16 protein-coding genes are annotated in these 14983 nt (G+C 71.9%); 8 read left to right on the forward strand and 8 right to left on the reverse strand.

Features of this window, described 5'->3' with window-relative positions:
* Positions 1 to 9: 9 nt before the first annotated feature.
* A complete protein-coding gene (gene argF / locus ACFY1E_RS27360; RefSeq protein WP_389080226.1) occupies positions 10 to 1017 on the forward strand; it encodes an ornithine carbamoyltransferase in 1008 nt (335 codons plus the stop codon).
* A gap of 15 nt (positions 1018 to 1032) precedes the next feature.
* Here argF and ACFY1E_RS27365 read toward each other — a convergent pair whose 3' ends face one another.
* Complete coding sequence (locus ACFY1E_RS27365; protein ID WP_389080228.1) at positions 1033 to 1491, reverse strand: ATP-binding protein; 459 nt, start codon at positions 1489 to 1491, stop codon at positions 1033 to 1035.
* Between the two features lie 300 nt (positions 1492 to 1791).
* On the opposite strand from ACFY1E_RS27365, the gene ACFY1E_RS27370 reads away from it, so the two are divergent.
* A complete protein-coding gene (locus tag ACFY1E_RS27370) occupies positions 1792 to 2619 on the forward strand; it encodes an enoyl-CoA hydratase family protein (RefSeq protein WP_389080229.1) in 828 nt (275 codons plus the stop codon).
* Between the two features lie 7 nt (positions 2620 to 2626).
* Positions 2627 to 4894 (forward strand): bifunctional salicylyl-CoA 5-hydroxylase/oxidoreductase, encoded by a 2268-nt coding sequence (locus tag ACFY1E_RS27375; protein ID WP_389080231.1) that lies wholly within the window; start codon positions 2627 to 2629, stop codon positions 4892 to 4894.
* Positions 4895 to 4927: 33 nt separating this feature from the next.
* Here the strand turns inward: ACFY1E_RS27375 and ACFY1E_RS27380 are convergent, their stop codons facing one another.
* The gene (locus ACFY1E_RS27380; RefSeq protein WP_389080232.1) at positions 4928 to 5740 is read right to left on the reverse strand and encodes a PaaX family transcriptional regulator C-terminal domain-containing protein; all 813 of its coding nucleotides are present in this window, start codon (positions 5738 to 5740) and stop codon (positions 4928 to 4930) included.
* Positions 5741 to 5755: 15 nt separating this feature from the next.
* Positions 5756 to 7348, reverse strand: a complete 1593-nt coding sequence (locus ACFY1E_RS27385) for an AMP-binding protein (protein ID WP_389080234.1) — start codon at positions 7346 to 7348, stop codon at positions 5756 to 5758.
* A 125-nt stretch (positions 7349 to 7473) separates the two neighbouring features.
* Here ACFY1E_RS27385 and ACFY1E_RS27390 point away from each other — a divergent pair, with 125 nt between their 5' ends.
* Positions 7474 to 8649: an acyl-CoA dehydrogenase family protein gene (locus ACFY1E_RS27390; protein WP_389080235.1), complete on the forward strand. Its 1176-nt coding sequence runs from the start codon at positions 7474 to 7476 to the stop codon at positions 8647 to 8649.
* Positions 8646 to 9044 (forward strand): RidA family protein, encoded by a 399-nt coding sequence (locus ACFY1E_RS27395; protein ID WP_389080236.1) that lies wholly within the window; start codon positions 8646 to 8648, stop codon positions 9042 to 9044. Before ACFY1E_RS27390 ends, ACFY1E_RS27395 begins: the two co-directional genes overlap by 4 nt.
* 9 nt (positions 9045 to 9053) lie before the next feature.
* Here the strand turns inward: ACFY1E_RS27395 and ACFY1E_RS27400 are convergent, their stop codons facing one another.
* A complete protein-coding gene (locus ACFY1E_RS27400; RefSeq protein ID WP_389080237.1) occupies positions 9054 to 9248 on the reverse strand; it encodes a DUF5999 family protein in 195 nt (64 codons plus the stop codon).
* Between the two features lie 225 nt (positions 9249 to 9473).
* Here ACFY1E_RS27400 and ACFY1E_RS27405 point away from each other — a divergent pair, with 225 nt between their 5' ends.
* On the forward strand, positions 9474 to 9932 hold the full coding sequence (locus ACFY1E_RS27405) for a DUF6299 family protein (protein WP_389080238.1): 459 nt from the start codon (positions 9474 to 9476) through the stop codon (positions 9930 to 9932).
* Positions 9933 to 10310: 378 nt separating this feature from the next.
* On the opposite strand, the gene ACFY1E_RS27410 is transcribed toward ACFY1E_RS27405, so the two are convergent.
* The 4 genes from ACFY1E_RS27410 to ACFY1E_RS27425 are packed head-to-tail and all read right to left on the reverse strand — an operon-like array spanning position 10311 to position 13510.
* Positions 10311 to 11396 (reverse strand): ABC transporter ATP-binding protein, encoded by a 1086-nt coding sequence (locus tag ACFY1E_RS27410; RefSeq protein WP_389080240.1) that lies wholly within the window; start codon positions 11394 to 11396, stop codon positions 10311 to 10313.
* Positions 11393 to 12247, reverse strand: coding sequence for a molybdate ABC transporter permease subunit (gene modB, locus ACFY1E_RS27415; RefSeq protein ID WP_389080241.1), 855 nt, complete (start codon positions 12245 to 12247; stop codon positions 11393 to 11395). Before modB ends, ACFY1E_RS27410 begins: the two co-directional genes overlap by 4 nt.
* On the reverse strand, positions 12244 to 13068 hold the full coding sequence (gene modA, locus ACFY1E_RS27420) for a molybdate ABC transporter substrate-binding protein (RefSeq protein WP_389080242.1): 825 nt from the start codon (positions 13066 to 13068) through the stop codon (positions 12244 to 12246). The genes modB and modA overlap by 4 nt, the downstream gene beginning before the upstream one ends.
* A 55-nt stretch (positions 13069 to 13123) precedes the next feature.
* A complete protein-coding gene (locus ACFY1E_RS27425; protein WP_389080244.1) occupies positions 13124 to 13510 on the reverse strand; it encodes a molybdopterin-binding protein in 387 nt (128 codons plus the stop codon).
* 138 nt (positions 13511 to 13648) lie between these two features.
* Here ACFY1E_RS27425 and ACFY1E_RS27430 point away from each other — a divergent pair, with 138 nt between their 5' ends.
* Positions 13649 to 14131 carry a molybdopterin-dependent oxidoreductase gene (locus ACFY1E_RS27430; RefSeq protein WP_389080245.1) on the forward strand — a complete coding sequence of 161 codons (483 nt, stop codon included), beginning with the start codon at positions 13649 to 13651 and terminating at the stop codon, positions 14129 to 14131.
* Between the two features lie 68 nt (positions 14132 to 14199).
* Positions 14200 to 14892 (forward strand): M24 family metallopeptidase, encoded by a 693-nt coding sequence (locus tag ACFY1E_RS27435; RefSeq protein WP_389080247.1) that lies wholly within the window; start codon positions 14200 to 14202, stop codon positions 14890 to 14892.
* Positions 14893 to 14983 lie beyond the last annotated feature (91 nt).

Below are 14983 nucleotides of genomic sequence, written 5' to 3' on the forward strand. Positions count from 1 at the left end.
AGCGCCCCCATGGCGACAGTCCCGACCGCCCTCGCCGGACGCCACTTCCTCAAGGAGCTCGACTTCTCCCAGCAGGAGTTCCTCGGCCTGATCGAGCTGGCCGCGGAGCTGAAGGCCGCCAAGAAGGCCGGGACCGAGACGCAGTACCTGCGGGGCCGTAACATCGCGCTGATCTTCGAGAAGACCTCGACACGCACACGCTGCGCGTTCGAGGTCGCAGCCGCCGACCAGGGCGCCTCGACGACCTACCTCGACCCCGCAGGCTCGCAGATCGGGCACAAGGAGTCAGTGAAGGACACCGCACGCGTGCTCGGGCGCATGTACGACGCGATCGAGTACCGCGGGCACGGTCAGGGCGTCGTCGAGGAGCTGGCCGCATACGCCGGGGTCCCCGTCTACAACGGCCTCACCGACGAGTGGCACCCCACCCAGATGCTGGCCGACGTGCTCACCATGACCGAGCACAGCGACAAGCCGCTCGACGAGACGGTCTTCGCCTACCTCGGCGACTCCCGCTACAACATGGGCAACTCCTACCTGGTCACCGGCGCCCTCCTCGGCATGGACGTCCGGATCGTCGCGCCCCGGGTGCTGTGGCCGGACGAGACGATCGTCGAGGTGGCCCAGCGGCTCGCCGCCGCCTCGGGCGGCCAGGTCACCCTCACCGAGGACGTGAAGGAGGGCGTGCGCCACGCCGACTTCGTCGCCACCGACGTCTGGGTGTCGATGGGGGAGCCCAAGGAGGTCTGGGACGAGCGCATAGCGCTGCTCGGCCCCTATGCCGTGACCATGGACGTGCTGCGCGCCACCGGCAACCCGGACGTGAAGTTCATGCACTGTCTGCCGGCCTTCCACGACCTCGGCACCCGCGTCGGCCGCGAGGTCCACGAGCGGCACGGTCTCACGGAGTTGGAGGTCACCGACGAGGTGTTCGAGTCGGAGCACTCCGTGGTCTTCGACGAGGCCGAGAACCGTATGCACACCATCAAGGCGGTCCTGGTGGCGACCCTGGCGTGACGCCCGGCCCCCTGCTCAGGCGGAACGCCGCTGCCGGGGCACCACCGGCAGCCGGAACCACACGGCCTTGCCGGACGTCGTCGTCCGGTGACCGCAGGACGAACTGAGCGCGCGGATCAGCAGCAGCCCGCGCCCGTGCTCCTGCCAGGGGTCGGGCATCTCCGCGCCCGGCCAGGTGAGATCGAACGGCGGCACCGGGTCGGGGTCGTGCACCTCGACCTGGCAGCCGCCCGGCAGCAGCTGCACCACGAGTTCTATCGGGGAGTCCCCGACGACGGTGTGCTCCACGGCGTTCGCGACCAGCTCCGCCGTGAGCAGTTCCGCGGTGTCGCAGTCGGCCCCGTGCTCCAGCTCGGCCAGCGCCGTGCGCACGAGCGCACGGGCCACGGGCACGGCCGCGGCGGAATGCGGCAGTGCGATGCGCCAGGAGGCGGCGGACGACGAGGGGCGGTCGTACAAGGCGGGTCCGTTCATGAGCAGGCCGTCCTGCTTTCAACTTTTACGAATGGTACGGCGCAGCCCGACGAGCGGCCCGGCGGGCACCGTGCGGGACCTTCGGCCCCGCTGACTGGCGGCTTACCCGTAGCAACGGCTTGCCTCGCGGCGCCGCTCCCGTCGTAGCCGCTCTGTCGACGAGCCGTGACGGATGTGACCGGGCCGGGTCAGATCAGGACAGCTCTATCGCGCCCTCGTGACGACAGTCACGGATGGGTGATAGCTTCGAAGGGTAGAGCTCAGTGAGGCAGTGCCCGCCCCCCGAGGAGGCCGCACGTCATGAGTCCCTTCACCGGCTCCGCCGCCCGCACCTCCGACTGGCGGCATCTGCGCGTGGAGTCCGCCGACGGGGTCGCCACGGTCACCCTCGCCCGCCCCGAGAAACTCAACGCGCTGACCTTCGGCGCCTACGCCGACCTGCGCGACCTGCTCGCCGAACTCTCCCGCGAGCGGTCCGTACGGGCGCTGGTCCTGGCCGGCGAGGGCCGCGGCTTCTGCTCGGGCGGCGACGTCGACGAGATCATCGGCGCGACGCTGTCCATGGACACCGCCCAGCTCCTCGACTTCAACCGGATGACCGGCCAGACCGTGCGGGCGGTACGGGAGTGCCCGTTCCCGGTGATCGCGGCGGTGCACGGGGTGGCGGCGGGCGCCGGGGCGGTCCTCGCCCTGGCGGCGGACTTCCGCGTCGCGGACCCCTCCGCCCGGTTCGCGTTCCTGTTCACCCGGGTGGGACTGTCCGGCGGCGACATGGGTGCGGCCTATCTGCTGCCGAGGGTCGTGGGCCTCGGCCACGCCACCCGCCTGCTGATGCTCGGCGAACCGGTCCGCGCCCCCGAGGCGGAACGCATCGGCCTGATCAGCGAACTGACCGAAGAGGGCCGCGCGGACGAGGCAGCTCAGGAACTGGCCCGCCGCCTGGCCGACGGCCCGGCCCTGGCGTACGCCCAGACAAAGGCCCTGCTCACGGCCGAGCTGGACATGCCACTCGCGGCATCGGTCGAACTGGACGCCTCGACCCAGGCCCTCCTCATGAACGGCGAGGACTACGCGGAGTTCCACGCTGCGTTCACCGAGAAGCGGCCGCCGAAGTGGCAGGGGAGGTGACACTGCCATGCGTGTCGCGATCATCGGCGGAGGCCCCGGTGGCCTGTATGCCGCCGCCCTGCTGAAACGGCTCGACCCGCAGCGCGAAATCACCGTGTGGGAACGCAACGCCCCCGACGACACCTTCGGCTTCGGGGTCGTCCTCTCCGACGAAACCCTCGGCGGCATCGAACACGCCGACCCCGTCGTCTACGAGGCCCTGCAAAAACACTTCACGCGCTGGGACGACATCGACATCGTCCACCGGAACAACCGCCAGACCTCCTCAGGGCACGGCTTCGCCGCGCTCGGCAGAAAACGCCTCCTGGAGATCCTCCACGACCGCTGCCGAGACCTGGGCGTCGACCTGCGCTTTTGTTCGGAAGCCCCGTACCCGGACTGGCTGGCGCAGTCGTACGACCTGGTCATCGCCGCCGACGGAGTCAACAGCACCACCCGCGAGGCCTACGCCGATGTGTTCCGCCCGCAGGTGACCACCCACCGCTGCCGCTACATCTGGCTCGCCGCCGACTTCGCCTTCGACGCCTTCCGCTTCGAGATCGCCGAGACCGAACACGGCGTGATGCAGTTGCACGGCTACCCGTACGCCCCCGACGCATCGACGGTGATCGTCGAGATGCACGAGGACGTTTGGCGCGCCGCCGGTTTCGAGGACCTCGACGAGGCGGAGTCCGTCGAACGCTGCGCCAAGATCTTCGCGGAGGCGCTCCGCGGCCGCCCCCTGCGCTCCAACAAGTCGGCGTGGACCACCTTCCGTACGGTCGTCAACGAGCGCTGGTCCCACGGCAACGTGGTCCTGCTCGGCGACGCCGCCCACACCGCCCACTTCTCCATCGGCTCCGGCACCAAGCTCGCCGTGGAGGACGCCCTCGCACTCGCCGCCTGCCTGCAGGAACAACCCACGCTCGCCGAGGCGCTGGCGGCCTACGAGCAGGAACGCAAACCCGTCGTCGCCTCCACCCAGCGCGCGGCCCGCGCCAGCCTGGAGTGGTTCGAGAACCTGCGGCTCCACCTCGACCAGCCGCCCCGCCAGTTCGCCTTCAACCTGCTCACCCGCAGCCGCCGCGTCACCCACGACAACCTGCGGCTGCGCGACGCCCGCTTCACCGAGGCCGTGGAGCGCGAGTTCGGCTGCCCACCCGGTACGCCGCCCATGTTCACGCCGTTCCGGCTGCGCGGTCTGACCCTGCGCAACCGGGTCGTCGTCTCGCCCATGGACATGTACTCGGCGGTCGACGGCGTCCCGGGCGACTTCCACCTCGTCCACCTCGGTGCACGGGCGCTCGGGGGTGCCGGCCTGGTGATGACCGAGATGGTGTGCGTCAGCGCGGAGGGCCGGATCACCCCCGGCTGCACCGGCCTGTACACCGGACGGCAGGCCGAGTCCTGGAAGCGGATCACCGAGTTCGTGCACTCCCGGTCGCCCGGCACCGCGATCGGCGTGCAGCTCGGCCACTCCGGACGCAAGGGCTCGACCAGGCTGATGTGGGAGGGCATGGACGAACCCCTGCCCGACGGCAACTGGCCCCTGGTGGCCGCCTCACCGCTGCCGTACAAGCCGGGCAGCCAGACCCCGCGCGAACTGACCCGCGCCCAACTCACCGACATTCGCGAGCAGTTCACCGCCGCCGCCTGGCGGGCCGCCCGCGCGGGCTTCGACCTCCTCGAACTCCACTGCGCCCACGGCTATCTGCTCTCCGGCTTCCTCTCCCCGCTCACCAACCGCCGCACCGACGCCTACGGCGGCTCGCTGGAGAAGCGACTCCGCTTCCCGCTGGAGGTCTTCGACGCGGTACGCGGAGTGTGGCCCGAGGAGAAGCCCATGACCGTCCGCATCTCCGCCACCGACTGGGCCGAGGGCGGTACGACGGCCGAGGACGCCGTCGAGATCGCCCGCGCCTTCGCCGCACACGGCGTCGACGCCATCGATGTGTCGACCGGGCAGGTCGTGTCCGACGACCACCCGGAGTTCGGGCGCTCGTACCAGACGCCGTACGCGGACCGCATCCGCCACACCACCGGCCTCCCCGTGATCGCGGTCGGCGCGATCTCCTCCTGGGACGACGTCAACTCCCTGATCCTGGCGGGCCGTACGGACCTGTGCGCCCTCGCCCGCCCCCACCTCTACGACCCGCACTGGACCCTGCACGCGGCAGCCGAGCAGGGCTACGACGGCCCCGGCGTCGTCTGGCCGGCCCCCTACCGGGCGGGCAGCCGCCGCCCCCAGACCGGCCGCACGGACGCCCCCAAACCCCGCCTGACCCTGGAGACCTGACCGAGCACGCCGTCGCATGCGAGTCCTCGGGGGTCATACGCCCGCGAACTCGGCCCCCGCGTCCCTCAGCCGTGCATGCAGCTCCCGGAAGACGGCCGCCGAGCGCACGCCGGGCCAGTCCTCGGGGAGGAGGCGGGCGGGCAGGCCGGGATCGGTGTAGGGCAGGTGGCGCCAGGAGTCGAGGGCGAGGAGGTAGTCGCGGTAGGCCTCCTCGGGAGGGGTGTCCGCCCGGTGCTCCCACTCGTGCAGGACGGGCGCGTGCCGGTCGAGGAAGGCCTCGTGCTCCTTGGCGATCGCGGCCAGGTCCCACCAGCGCGCGACCGCCTCCTCGGTCGCCGCGAACCCGAGGTGCTCGCCGCGGAACAGGTCCACGTACGGGTCGAGGTGCAGCCGTTCGAGGGTGTGCCGGGTCTCCTCGTACAGCCGGGCGGGAGCGATCCACACCCCGGGTGCCGCCGTGCCGAACCCCAGCCCCGCCAGCCGGGAGCGCAGCACGTGCCGCTTCTGCCGCTCCGACTCCGGCACGGAGAACACGGCGAGCACCCAGCCCTCGTCCTCGGGCGGGGCGGTGGAGTAGATGCGCCGGTCGCCGTCGTCGAGCAACTGGCGGGCGTCCGGCGACAGTTCGTACCCGGCCGCACCCTGTGCCGTACGGGCCGGCAGCAGCAGTCCGCGGCGTTTGAGGCGGGAGACCGACGAGCGCACCGAAGGTGCGTCCACGCCGACCGCGGCCAGCAGCCGGATCAGTTCGGCGACGGGCACGGGGCCCGGCGCGAAGCGGCCGTACGCGCCGTAGAGCGTGACGATGAGAGACCGTGGTGCATGCTGGTCGGACACGTTGATCATCTTAGGTCTTCGGCATCAGTGCTGGTCACTTTCTGTGCGCAGTCTGAAGCGCTGCAGCTTGCCTGTCGCGGTGCGGGGCAGGGCGTCCAGGAAGACGATCTCGCGGGGGCACTTGTAGGGCGCGAGCTCGGACTTGACGAAGCCGCGCAAGGCTTCGACGTTCCGCTCGGCGCCCTCCCCGAGGACGACATACGCCACGACGACCTGTCCGCGCGCCTCGTCCGGCCGTCCCACGACGGCCGCCTCCACCACGTCCGGGTGGCGCAGCAGGGCGTCCTCCACCTCCGGCCCCGCGATGTTGTACCCGGCCGAGATGATCATGTCGTCGGCGCGGGCGACATACCGGAACCAGCCGTCGCTCTCGCGGACGTACGTGTCACCGGTGACGTTCCAGCCGCCCTGCACATAGACGCGCTGGCGCGGGTCGCTGAGGTAGCGGCAGCCGACGGGCCCGCGCACCGCGAGCAGGCCCGGCCGGCCGTCGGGCACGGGCCGGCCGTTCTCGTCCTGCACGCGCGCGTGCCAGCCGGGTACGGGCACGCCCGTCGTGCCGGGCCTGATGTGCTCGTCGGCCGCGGAGATGAAGATGTGCAGCAGTTCGGTGGCGCCGATGCCGTTGATGATGCGCAGCCCGGTCCGCTCGTACCAGGCCTGCCAGGTGGCGGCGGGCAGGTTCTCGCCGGCCGAGACACAGCGGCGCAGGGACGAGGTGTCGTGGGCGTCGAGCTCGTCGAGCATCGCGCGGTAGGCCGTCGGCGCGGTGAACAGCACGGAGACCCGGTGCTCCGCGACCGCCGCCAGCAACTGCCGGGGATGGGCCTGTTCGAGCAGGAGCGCGCTCGCGCCGACGCGCATCGGGAAGACGACCAGACCGCCGAGCCCGAAGGTGAAACCGAGCGGGGGGCTGCCCGCGAAGACGTCGTCCACCTGCGGCCGCAGCACATGCCTGGCGAAGGTGTCGGCTATGGCGAGCACATCCCGGTGGAAGTGCATGCAGCCCTTGGGGCGGCCGGTCGTGCCGGAGGTGAACGCGATCAGCGCGACGTCGTCGGCCGCGGTCGCGACGGTCGGGTACGGGGTGTCGGGCGCCGGGCGGTGCAGGAGGTCGTCGGGGGCGTCGCCGCCGTACGTCGTGATCCGCAGGCCCGGTATCTCGGCCTTGGCGAGGTCGTCGACGGCGCGTATGTCGCACAGGGCGTGCCGGATCAGCGCCATGTCACAGATGACTTCCAGCTCGTGCGGCCGCTGCTGGGCCAGCACGGTGACCGCGATCCCGCCCGCCTTCAGCACCGCCAGCCAGCAGGCGGCGAGCCAGGGCGTGGTCGGGCCGCGCAGCAGGACGCGATTGCCGGGGACGATGCCGAGGTCCCCCGTCAGGACATGCGCGATGCGGTCGACGCGGGCCCGCAGATCGCCGTACGTCCACGAAGGCCCGGCAGGGGTGTGGAACACCGGGCGGCCGGGGTCGGCGTGGTCCAGCAGCTCGGCGGCGCAGTTCAGCCGATCGGGGTAACGCAGCTCCGGCAGGTCGAACCGGAGTTCCGGCCACTCCTCGGGCGGCGGGAGGTGGTCGCGCGCGAAGGTGTCGACGTGGGCCGAGACATGCATGGCGGTGCGCCCCCTTGCCGTTGTGGGCGTCCTGGTGGGCTCGCGCTTCGAGCGTATCGTGTTGGTGACGACAGTCAACGGTGCGCGATATCGTCGAGGGGTCATGTCGAGAGAGGGGACCGCCAATGCCCGTATTCTCGCTCGATCCGGTACAAACCGCCTGGTGTGCCGAGCTGCGCGCCCTCACCGCCGACCGGCTGCGCCCGCTCGTCGAGAAGGCGGACAGGAGCGAGCCAGGGCACGTCAACCGCCCCCTGGTCGCCGAACTCGGCCAACTCGGCCTCCTGGAGCGGCTGTTCACCTCGGGGGCCCTCGACCTCTGTCTGATGCGGGAGTCGCTCGCATACGCCTGCACGGAGGCGGAGACGGCCCTTGCGCTGCAGGGGCTGGGCGCCCATCCGGTCCATGCGTACGGCACGCCCGCCCAGCGGGAGCGCTGGCTGCCCCGGGTGAGTGAAGGGACCGCGGTCGCCGCGTTCGCGCTGAGCGAGCCGGGGGCGGGATCGGATGCGGCTGCGCTGTCGCTGACCGCCCGTCCCGACGGCCCCGGCCGCTGGCGGCTCACCGGCGGGAAGTGCTGGATCTCCAATGCCCCCGAGGCGGACTTCTACACCGTCTTCGCGCGCACCACCCCCGGCGCCGGCGCCCGCGGAGTCACCGCCTTCCTCGTACCCGCCGACCGTCCCGGCCTGACCGGCAGGGCCCTCGACCTGCTCTCGCCGCACCCCATCGGCGCCCTCGACTTCGACGCCGTACCCGTCACCGCGGACGATGTGCTCGGTGAGGCCGACCGCGGGTTCCGGGTCGCCATGGGGACCCTGAATCTGTTCCGCCCCAGCGTCGGCGCGTTCGCGGTCGGCATGGCGCAGGCGGCGCTGGACGCGACCCTCGCGCACACCGCCGGGCGGGACGCGTTCGGCGGCAAGCTGAAGGACCTGCAGACCGTCGCCCACCAGGTCGCGGAGATGGCGCTGCGCACCGAGGCGGCCCGCCTCATGGTGTACGCGGCGGCGACGGCGTACGACGAGGACGCCCCCGACGTCCCGAAGCGTGCGGCGATGGCGAAGCTGCTCGCCACCGAGACGGCGCAGTACGTCGTCGACCAGGCCGTCCAGCTGCACGGCGCCCGCGCACTGCGCCGCGGCCACCTCCTCGAACACCTCTACCGCGAGGTGCGCGCCCCTCGCATCTACGAGGGCGCGAGCGAGGTCCAACGCGGCATCATCGCGAAGGAGTTGTACAAGGAGTCGGGCGAGGAGCCGGACTGCGGACCGTCCGCCGACGTGGAGGCACCCCAGTGAGCACCGAGCGCGTCAACCCGTCCGATCTCTCCCCGCCCGCGGGCTTCTCCCACGCCGTCGTCGCCACCGGCACTCGTGTCGTCTTCCTGGCCGGGCAGACCGCGCTCGACGCGGACGGCAAGGTCACCGGCGACACCCTCCCCGCCCAGTTCGAGCGGGCCCTGACCAACCTCCTGACCGCCCTGCGCGCGGCGGGCGGCACCCCCGCGGATCTCGCCCGCGTCACGGTCTACGCCACCGATGTCGCCGCCTACCGCACCCATGCCCCTGAACTGGGCCGTCTGTGGCGGGAGTTGGCCGGCCGTGACTATCCGGCGATGGCGGTCGTGCAGGTCGTACGCCTGTGGGACGAGGAGGCGATGGTGGAACTGGACGGGTTCGCGGTGCTGCCCTAGACGTGCCGATCAGGCGGCGACAGCGAGCTGCTCCGCCGGTGCCCTGCGCGGTGCGACGGCCCGGCCGTCGGGTGTCAGCTCGCCGCTGTCGTCGAACACGATCGCGCCGTCGCACAGGAGGCTCCAGCCCTGCTCGGGGTGGGCGGCGACGACGTGCACGGCGAGCTCGTCGAAGGAAGGGCACGAAGTCTGGTGGGAACACATGGCGCACCTCCACGTCGGTCGGGACCGTCCGCCGGTCCCCATGGGTAGACCATGCTCCCGTCCCGAACTCATCGGAACGTCCAGGCGTGAAGCGTGACAACACGCGGACAACTCCAGGACGGTTCCACGACCGTCGGGGCGGACTCGCCACCGAGTGGGTGACGGTCACGGCCGGGGACGTGCCCGCCGGGTACCAGTGGAAGCCCCACCTACAGGAGGTTTCCGATGTCCAAGCGACCTGCCCTGGCTCTCGCCGCCGGCGCCGCCCTGCTCCTGCTCGCCGCTCCTGCCGTGACCGCGGCCCCGTACAGGGTCGCGGCGCTGGAGGAGACGGTGACCGTCGACCCGACGGGCCACATCTCCGCGGACGGCACCGTCACCCTCTCCGGCACCTACCGCTGCACGGACAGCACGGGCGCGGCGTTCGTCAGCTCGTCCGTGAGCACCACGAAGACCTCCGCGACCCACGGCACCTCGACCCTGATCCAGGGCATCGGCGGCACGGTCGCCGTGTGCGACGGGGTGACACACCGCTGGGAGAACACGAGCAGACCGTCCCCGGCCATCGGCCCGGGCAAGGTCAGTGTCGAGGCCACGGTCGCCGAACTCCGCTTCGAGGGGATCCTGCCGCTGCCCCGCATCCACGCCGACGAGCGGCACGAGGTCACCCTGACCAAGGCCTGACCGCCGCCGTGCGCGCCGCCGGCTCGCCCGGCGGCGCGCACGCACACGCTCACCAGGCGACGAGTGCCGGCGCAGGGGGCAGGGCGTCGAGCCTGCCCCGCAGCCGGCACGGTCAGCGGGCACAGCAGCTCTCGGCCGCCTCGACGTGGCTGCCGGCCCGTCGGACCCGGACATCGCCCCCGCGGTCGCAGCCGGGGACCGGCGCCGGTCGCGACGACAAACTCCCTCGCTGCGCAGCCGGTGTTCCCCGGCGAGGGTGACGGAGCGGTCCGCGGGGTCGAGGCGTACGGCGCGCTCGCCGAGCAGCAACTGCGTCGACCTCGCCCCGGCCCTCGGCACCACGCACGCGACCGGCAGTCCGGCCCGTCCGCGGTGCCCTCAGGCCGGATAGGCGTGTGTCTGCGCCGCCTTCACCGTCGCCCAGACCGTGGCGCCGGGGTGCAGGCCGAGTTCCGCCGCGGCGACCGTGGTGAGGTCGGCGGCGAGGGGGAGTTCGCCGGTGAGGGCGGCGCGGATCTGGTCGCCGTGGGTCTCCAGGCCGGCCACCTCGCAACGCCAGAGGTTGCGGGCGCTGGTGCCGGTGGGGCGGTCCCGGTAGAGGGTGACCGCGCCGGGCGGGAAGGCCACGAAGACGGGGCCGGTGAGGTCCTCCCCGGTCGTGATGCCGGGGCCGTCGTCGAGGCGGACCGTGTGGCCTTCGGCCTGCCCGCGGTAGAGGTTCAGGCCGACCAGGTGGGCGATGTAGTCGGTGCGCGGGTGGCGGGCGATGTGCGCGGGGGTGCCCTCCTGGACGATGCGGCCGTCCTCGATGACGACCAGGTGGTCGGCCAGGACCATGGCGTCCAGGGGGTCGTGCGTGACGAGTACGGCGACGGCCTCGAAGTCCGCCAGGTGGTGGCGGAGCTGGGCCCGGACGTCCAGCCGGGTACGGGCGTCGAGGGCGGCCAGCGGTTCGTCGAGGAGCAGCAGGCGGGGGTGGGTGGCCAGGGCGCGGGCGAGGGCGACGCGCTGGGCCTGGCCGCCGGAGAGGCGGCGGGGTTTCACCCCGGCGTGGTCGGTCAGGCCCAGCCGTTCCAGCCATACGGCGGCCTCGGCACGGGCCTGCGACTTGGTGGCGCCGTGGCAGCGCGGCCCGAAGGCCACGTTGTCCAGGGCGGTCAGATGGGGGAAGAGCAGATAGTCCTGGAAGACGACACCCACCGGGCGGGACTCGGGCGGCACGGCGTCCAACGGCTCGCCGTCCAGGCGCAGATGGCCGCCGTTGAGCGGCACGAGCCCGGCCAGGGCGCGCAGGGCGGTGGTCTTGCCGGCTCCGTTGGGGCCGAGGAGGGCGACCACGTCACCGGGCGCCGCGCTCAGCGTCACGTCGAGGCGGAAGGAGCCGCGCTCGACCGACAGCCGGGCGTCGAGACCCTCGCCGGTGCGGGTGGGGGCGCCCACGGCGGCCTTGTCGATGTCGGTCATGAGGGGGTCACCCAGCGGTCTCGCAGCCCCGCCAGCACGGCGATCGACACCGCCAGCAGGACCAGGCTGAGGGCGATCGCCGCCTCCGGGTCGTTCTGGAGGGCGAGGTAGACCGCGAGGGGCATGGTCTCGGTGCGGCCCGGGAAGTTCCCGGCGAAGGTGATCGTCGCACCGAACTCGCCCAGCGCGCGGGCCCAGGCGAGCACGGCGCCCGCGGCGACCCCGGGGGCGATGAGCGGCAGGGTGACCCGGCGGAACGCGGTGAAGCGAGAGGCACCGAGCGTGGTGGCCGCCTCCTCGTAACGCGGGTCGGCGGCGCGCAGGGTGCCCTCGACGCTGATGACGAGGAACGGCATGGCCACGAAGGCCTCGGCGACCACGACTCCGGCGGTGGTGAAGGGAAGCGTGACACCGAACCACGAGTCCAGCCACTTCCCGATCACCCCGTTGCGCCCGAGCGCCATCAGCAGCGCGACGCCACCCACCACCGGTGGCAGCACGAGCGGCAGGGTGACCAGGGCCCGTACGACGCCGCGTCCCGGGAACTCGACCCGGGCCAGCAGCCAGGCCAGCGGCACTCCGAGCACCAGGCTCACCGCGGTCGCCGCCGTCGCGCAGACCAGCGACAGCTGGAGCGCCTGCCACACCTCGGTGCTGGTCAACAGGTCGGGCATGCTCCGCCACGGGGCCCGGATCAGCAGGGCGACGAGTGGCAGGACCAGGAAGGCCAGGCCGATCAGCGCGGGTCCGAGGAGAGGCAGCGGAGCACCGCTCCTGCGGACACGGCGGCGCCGCGGGCCACCGCTCAGGGTGTCCGCGGCTCCGGCCTCGTCCGGGGAATGAGGGGTCACGGCTTGAGGAACCCGGCCCCGGTCAGGACCTGCCGGCCCTCGGCGGACTGCACCAGGGCGATGAACGCCTTGGCCGCCGCCGCGTTGGGCGCGTCCTTGAGCAGGGTGATCGGGTAGTCGTTGACGGCGTCGGCGGACTCGGGGAACTCCACGCCCTGCACCTTGCTGCCCGCCGCCTTCACATCGGTCTTGTAGACGACCGCGGCGTCGGCCTCCTTCAGCACCACCTTGTTCAGGGCGGACTTGACGTCCTGCTCGTAGGAGACCGGGGTCAGCTTCAGCTTGCTCGCGTCCAGCGCCTTCTGGGCGGCGGCACCGCACGGCACCGTCTTGTCGCACAGGACGACCTTCAGCGAGGACCTGGTGAGGTCCTTGAGGGAGGCGACCTTGTCGGGGTTGCCCGGCAGGGTGGCGATCTCCAGCTGGTTGCGGACGAAGGTGGCCGGCGTGCCCACCGCGTCGCCCTTGGCCGTCACGATCTTCATCGTCTTGGGGCTCGCCGCGGCGAAGACGTCGGCCGGGGCGCCGCCGGTGATCTGCGCGGCGAGGGTGTCGCTGCCACCGAAGCTGAAGGTCACCTTCGTACCCGGGTGGGCCTTCTCGAACTCCTTGCCCAGCGTCGTGAAGCTCTCCTTCAGCGAGGCGGCGGCGAACACGGTCACCGTGCCCGACAGCTTCGGCGACGAGGAGGCCGGCGCCGAGGTGCCGGACTTGGTGGAGTCCGAGTCGGAGGACGAACAGGCGCTCAGGGCCAGCAGCGCGGCGGCGCTCACACCGGTCACCTGCAGCATCCGGCGGGTCCGACGCACGGAACGGGTCATCACGGGTAACTCCCTTGAGGTCCTGACGGACTCGGCTACGGTCTTGCGACCTTGTCTACGGTCTCTCGACGACCACGTTGGTCGACTTGATCACGGCCACCGCCGGAACACCGGGCTCCAGCGTCAGCTCCTCAGCCGACTCCCGGCTGACCATGGCCACCACCCGGAACGGCCCGGCCTGGATCTCCACCTGTGCGGAGACGTCCCCGAGGATCACGTCGGTGACGATGCCGGAGAACCGGTTGCGGGCCGAGGAGCCGGTGGACTCCCGTTCCGCCCGGTGCATCTCGCGGGCGTAGGCCGCAAGAGCCGGCCCGGGGATGATCCGGTGGCCCAGCTCGTCGCGTTCGGCGGTCAGCCTCCCTGTGTCGACCAGACGCCGCACGGTGTCGGGGCTCACGCCGAGTAAGGCGGCGGCGTCCCCGATCCGGTAGGTGTGCATGTGCCGATGATACTGCCGCAGATGCAAGGTGAAAGTCTGCTGTCGCATCGCATGAGCCGGGACTGTGATCTGTCGACCTGGCATGTGCGTTTGTACGGGAGGGTGGTCCGGGTACGGTCATGCGGGAGGTGGTAGCCCGTGAGCCAGACCCTCGCAGCTGCCCGTACGGCCGCCGGACCCGCGGCGGAACTCGTCCTCACCGGCGACCTGGACCGACCGGCCCGGCTGACGGTGCCCGACCTGCTCGCCTGGCCCCAGCACCGTGCCGAGGTCGCCTTCGAGTGCGCCACCAGCGGCAGCCGGCAGCACACCTTCACGGGCCCGTTCCTGCACGACGTCCTCCTGGACGCGGGGCCCGTCTTCGATCCCGCCCGCCGCAAGGACCGCCTCCGCTTCCTCATCGCCGTGCACGGCACGGACGGCCACCACACCCTGCTCTCCTGGGCCGAGATCGACCCCGACTTCGGCCGCGCCCCCGTCCTGCTCGCCGTCACCCTCGACGCCACCCCGCTCGACCGCGCCGGCGCCCAGCTCGTCCTGCCCCAGGACCGCTGCGGCGCCCGCTACATCAGCGGCATCGACGCCATACGCGTGGACGGCGGATACACCGCGTGGACCTGACGGGATCGGAGGCACCACCGCCCCCGGCAATCGTTGCCGTGAATGATCCGGACAACTACGTTCGGCCCATGGCGGACGATGACGAACCCACACGTGCGGCGCGCCTGCTGGACGCCCAGGCGAAGGCCGTGCGGCTCTTCGCGCAGGTCGAGGAGCGCGGGCTGATCGCGCCCGGGCAGGGGGAGCGGGCGGTCAGCGACCGGATCCGGGACCTGGCGAACGAGCTGTTCGGCACGACCCGGCACTGGCACAAGCGGATCGTGCGCTCCGGCCCCAACACGCTGGTGCCGTACAGGGAGAATCCGCCGGACCGGGTGATCGGCGCGGACGACATCGTGTTCGCCGACTTCGGGCCGATCTTCGAGGAGTACGAGGCCGACTTCGGCCGGACCTTCGTCCTCGGCGACGACCCGGTCAAACAGCGGCTCCGCGACGACCTGCCGAAGATCTTCGCCGCGGGCCGCCACTTCTTCGAGGCCGATCCCGACATCACCGGCAAGCAGCTCCACGCCGAGGTGGAGCGGCTGGCGGCCGGCGCCGGGTGGGAGCTGGGCGGCTGGCACACCGGGCATCTGGTCGGGGAGTTCCCGCACGAACGGATCGACGGAGCGGACGCGGAGTCGTACATCACCCCAGCCAACGACACCCCACTGCGCCGCACCGACAAGGCCGGGCGCACCTGCCACTGGATCCTGGAGATCCATCTCGTCGACCGGGAACGGGAGTTCGGCGGCTTCCACGAGGAGCTGCTCACCCTCTGATCATTCGGGACTGCAGCCGTCGGCGTACCGCCACACCCTCCCCGTACCTGTACTCAGTGCAGGCCGAAGAGGGCGCGGCGGCCGCGGTGAC

Source organism: Streptomyces sp. NPDC001604, from assembly GCF_042893475.1.
GTDB lineage: Bacteria > Actinomycetota > Actinomycetes > Streptomycetales > Streptomycetaceae > Streptomyces.

Coding starts and splice junctions, on each gene's coding strand:
- argF (WP_389080226.1), top strand. CDS start 10: ATGGCGACAGTCCCGACCGCCCTCGCCGGACGCCACTTCCTCAAGGAG.
- ACFY1E_RS27365 (WP_389080228.1), bottom strand. CDS start 1,491: ATGAACGGACCCGCCTTGTACGACCGCCCCTCGTCGTCCGCCGCCTCC.
- ACFY1E_RS27370 (WP_389080229.1), top strand. CDS start 1,792: ATGAGTCCCTTCACCGGCTCCGCCGCCCGCACCTCCGACTGGCGGCAT.
- ACFY1E_RS27375 (WP_389080231.1), top strand. CDS start 2,627: ATGCGTGTCGCGATCATCGGCGGAGGCCCCGGTGGCCTGTATGCCGCC.
- ACFY1E_RS27380 (WP_389080232.1), bottom strand. CDS start 5,740: ATGATCAACGTGTCCGACCAGCATGCACCACGGTCTCTCATCGTCACG.
- ACFY1E_RS27385 (WP_389080234.1), bottom strand. CDS start 7,348: ATGCATGTCTCGGCCCACGTCGACACCTTCGCGCGCGACCACCTCCCG.
- ACFY1E_RS27390 (WP_389080235.1), top strand. CDS start 7,474: ATGCCCGTATTCTCGCTCGATCCGGTACAAACCGCCTGGTGTGCCGAG.
- ACFY1E_RS27400 (WP_389080237.1), bottom strand. CDS start 9,248: ATGTGTTCCCACCAGACTTCGTGCCCTTCCTTCGACGAGCTCGCCGTG.
- ACFY1E_RS27405 (WP_389080238.1), top strand. CDS start 9,474: ATGTCCAAGCGACCTGCCCTGGCTCTCGCCGCCGGCGCCGCCCTGCTC.
- ACFY1E_RS27410 (WP_389080240.1), bottom strand. CDS start 11,396: ATGACCGACATCGACAAGGCCGCCGTGGGCGCCCCCACCCGCACCGGC.
- modA (WP_389080242.1), bottom strand. CDS start 13,068: ATGACCCGTTCCGTGCGTCGGACCCGCCGGATGCTGCAGGTGACCGGT.
- ACFY1E_RS27425 (WP_389080244.1), bottom strand. CDS start 13,510: ATGCACACCTACCGGATCGGGGACGCCGCCGCCTTACTCGGCGTGAGC.
- ACFY1E_RS27435 (WP_389080247.1), top strand. CDS start 14,200: ATGGCGGACGATGACGAACCCACACGTGCGGCGCGCCTGCTGGACGCC.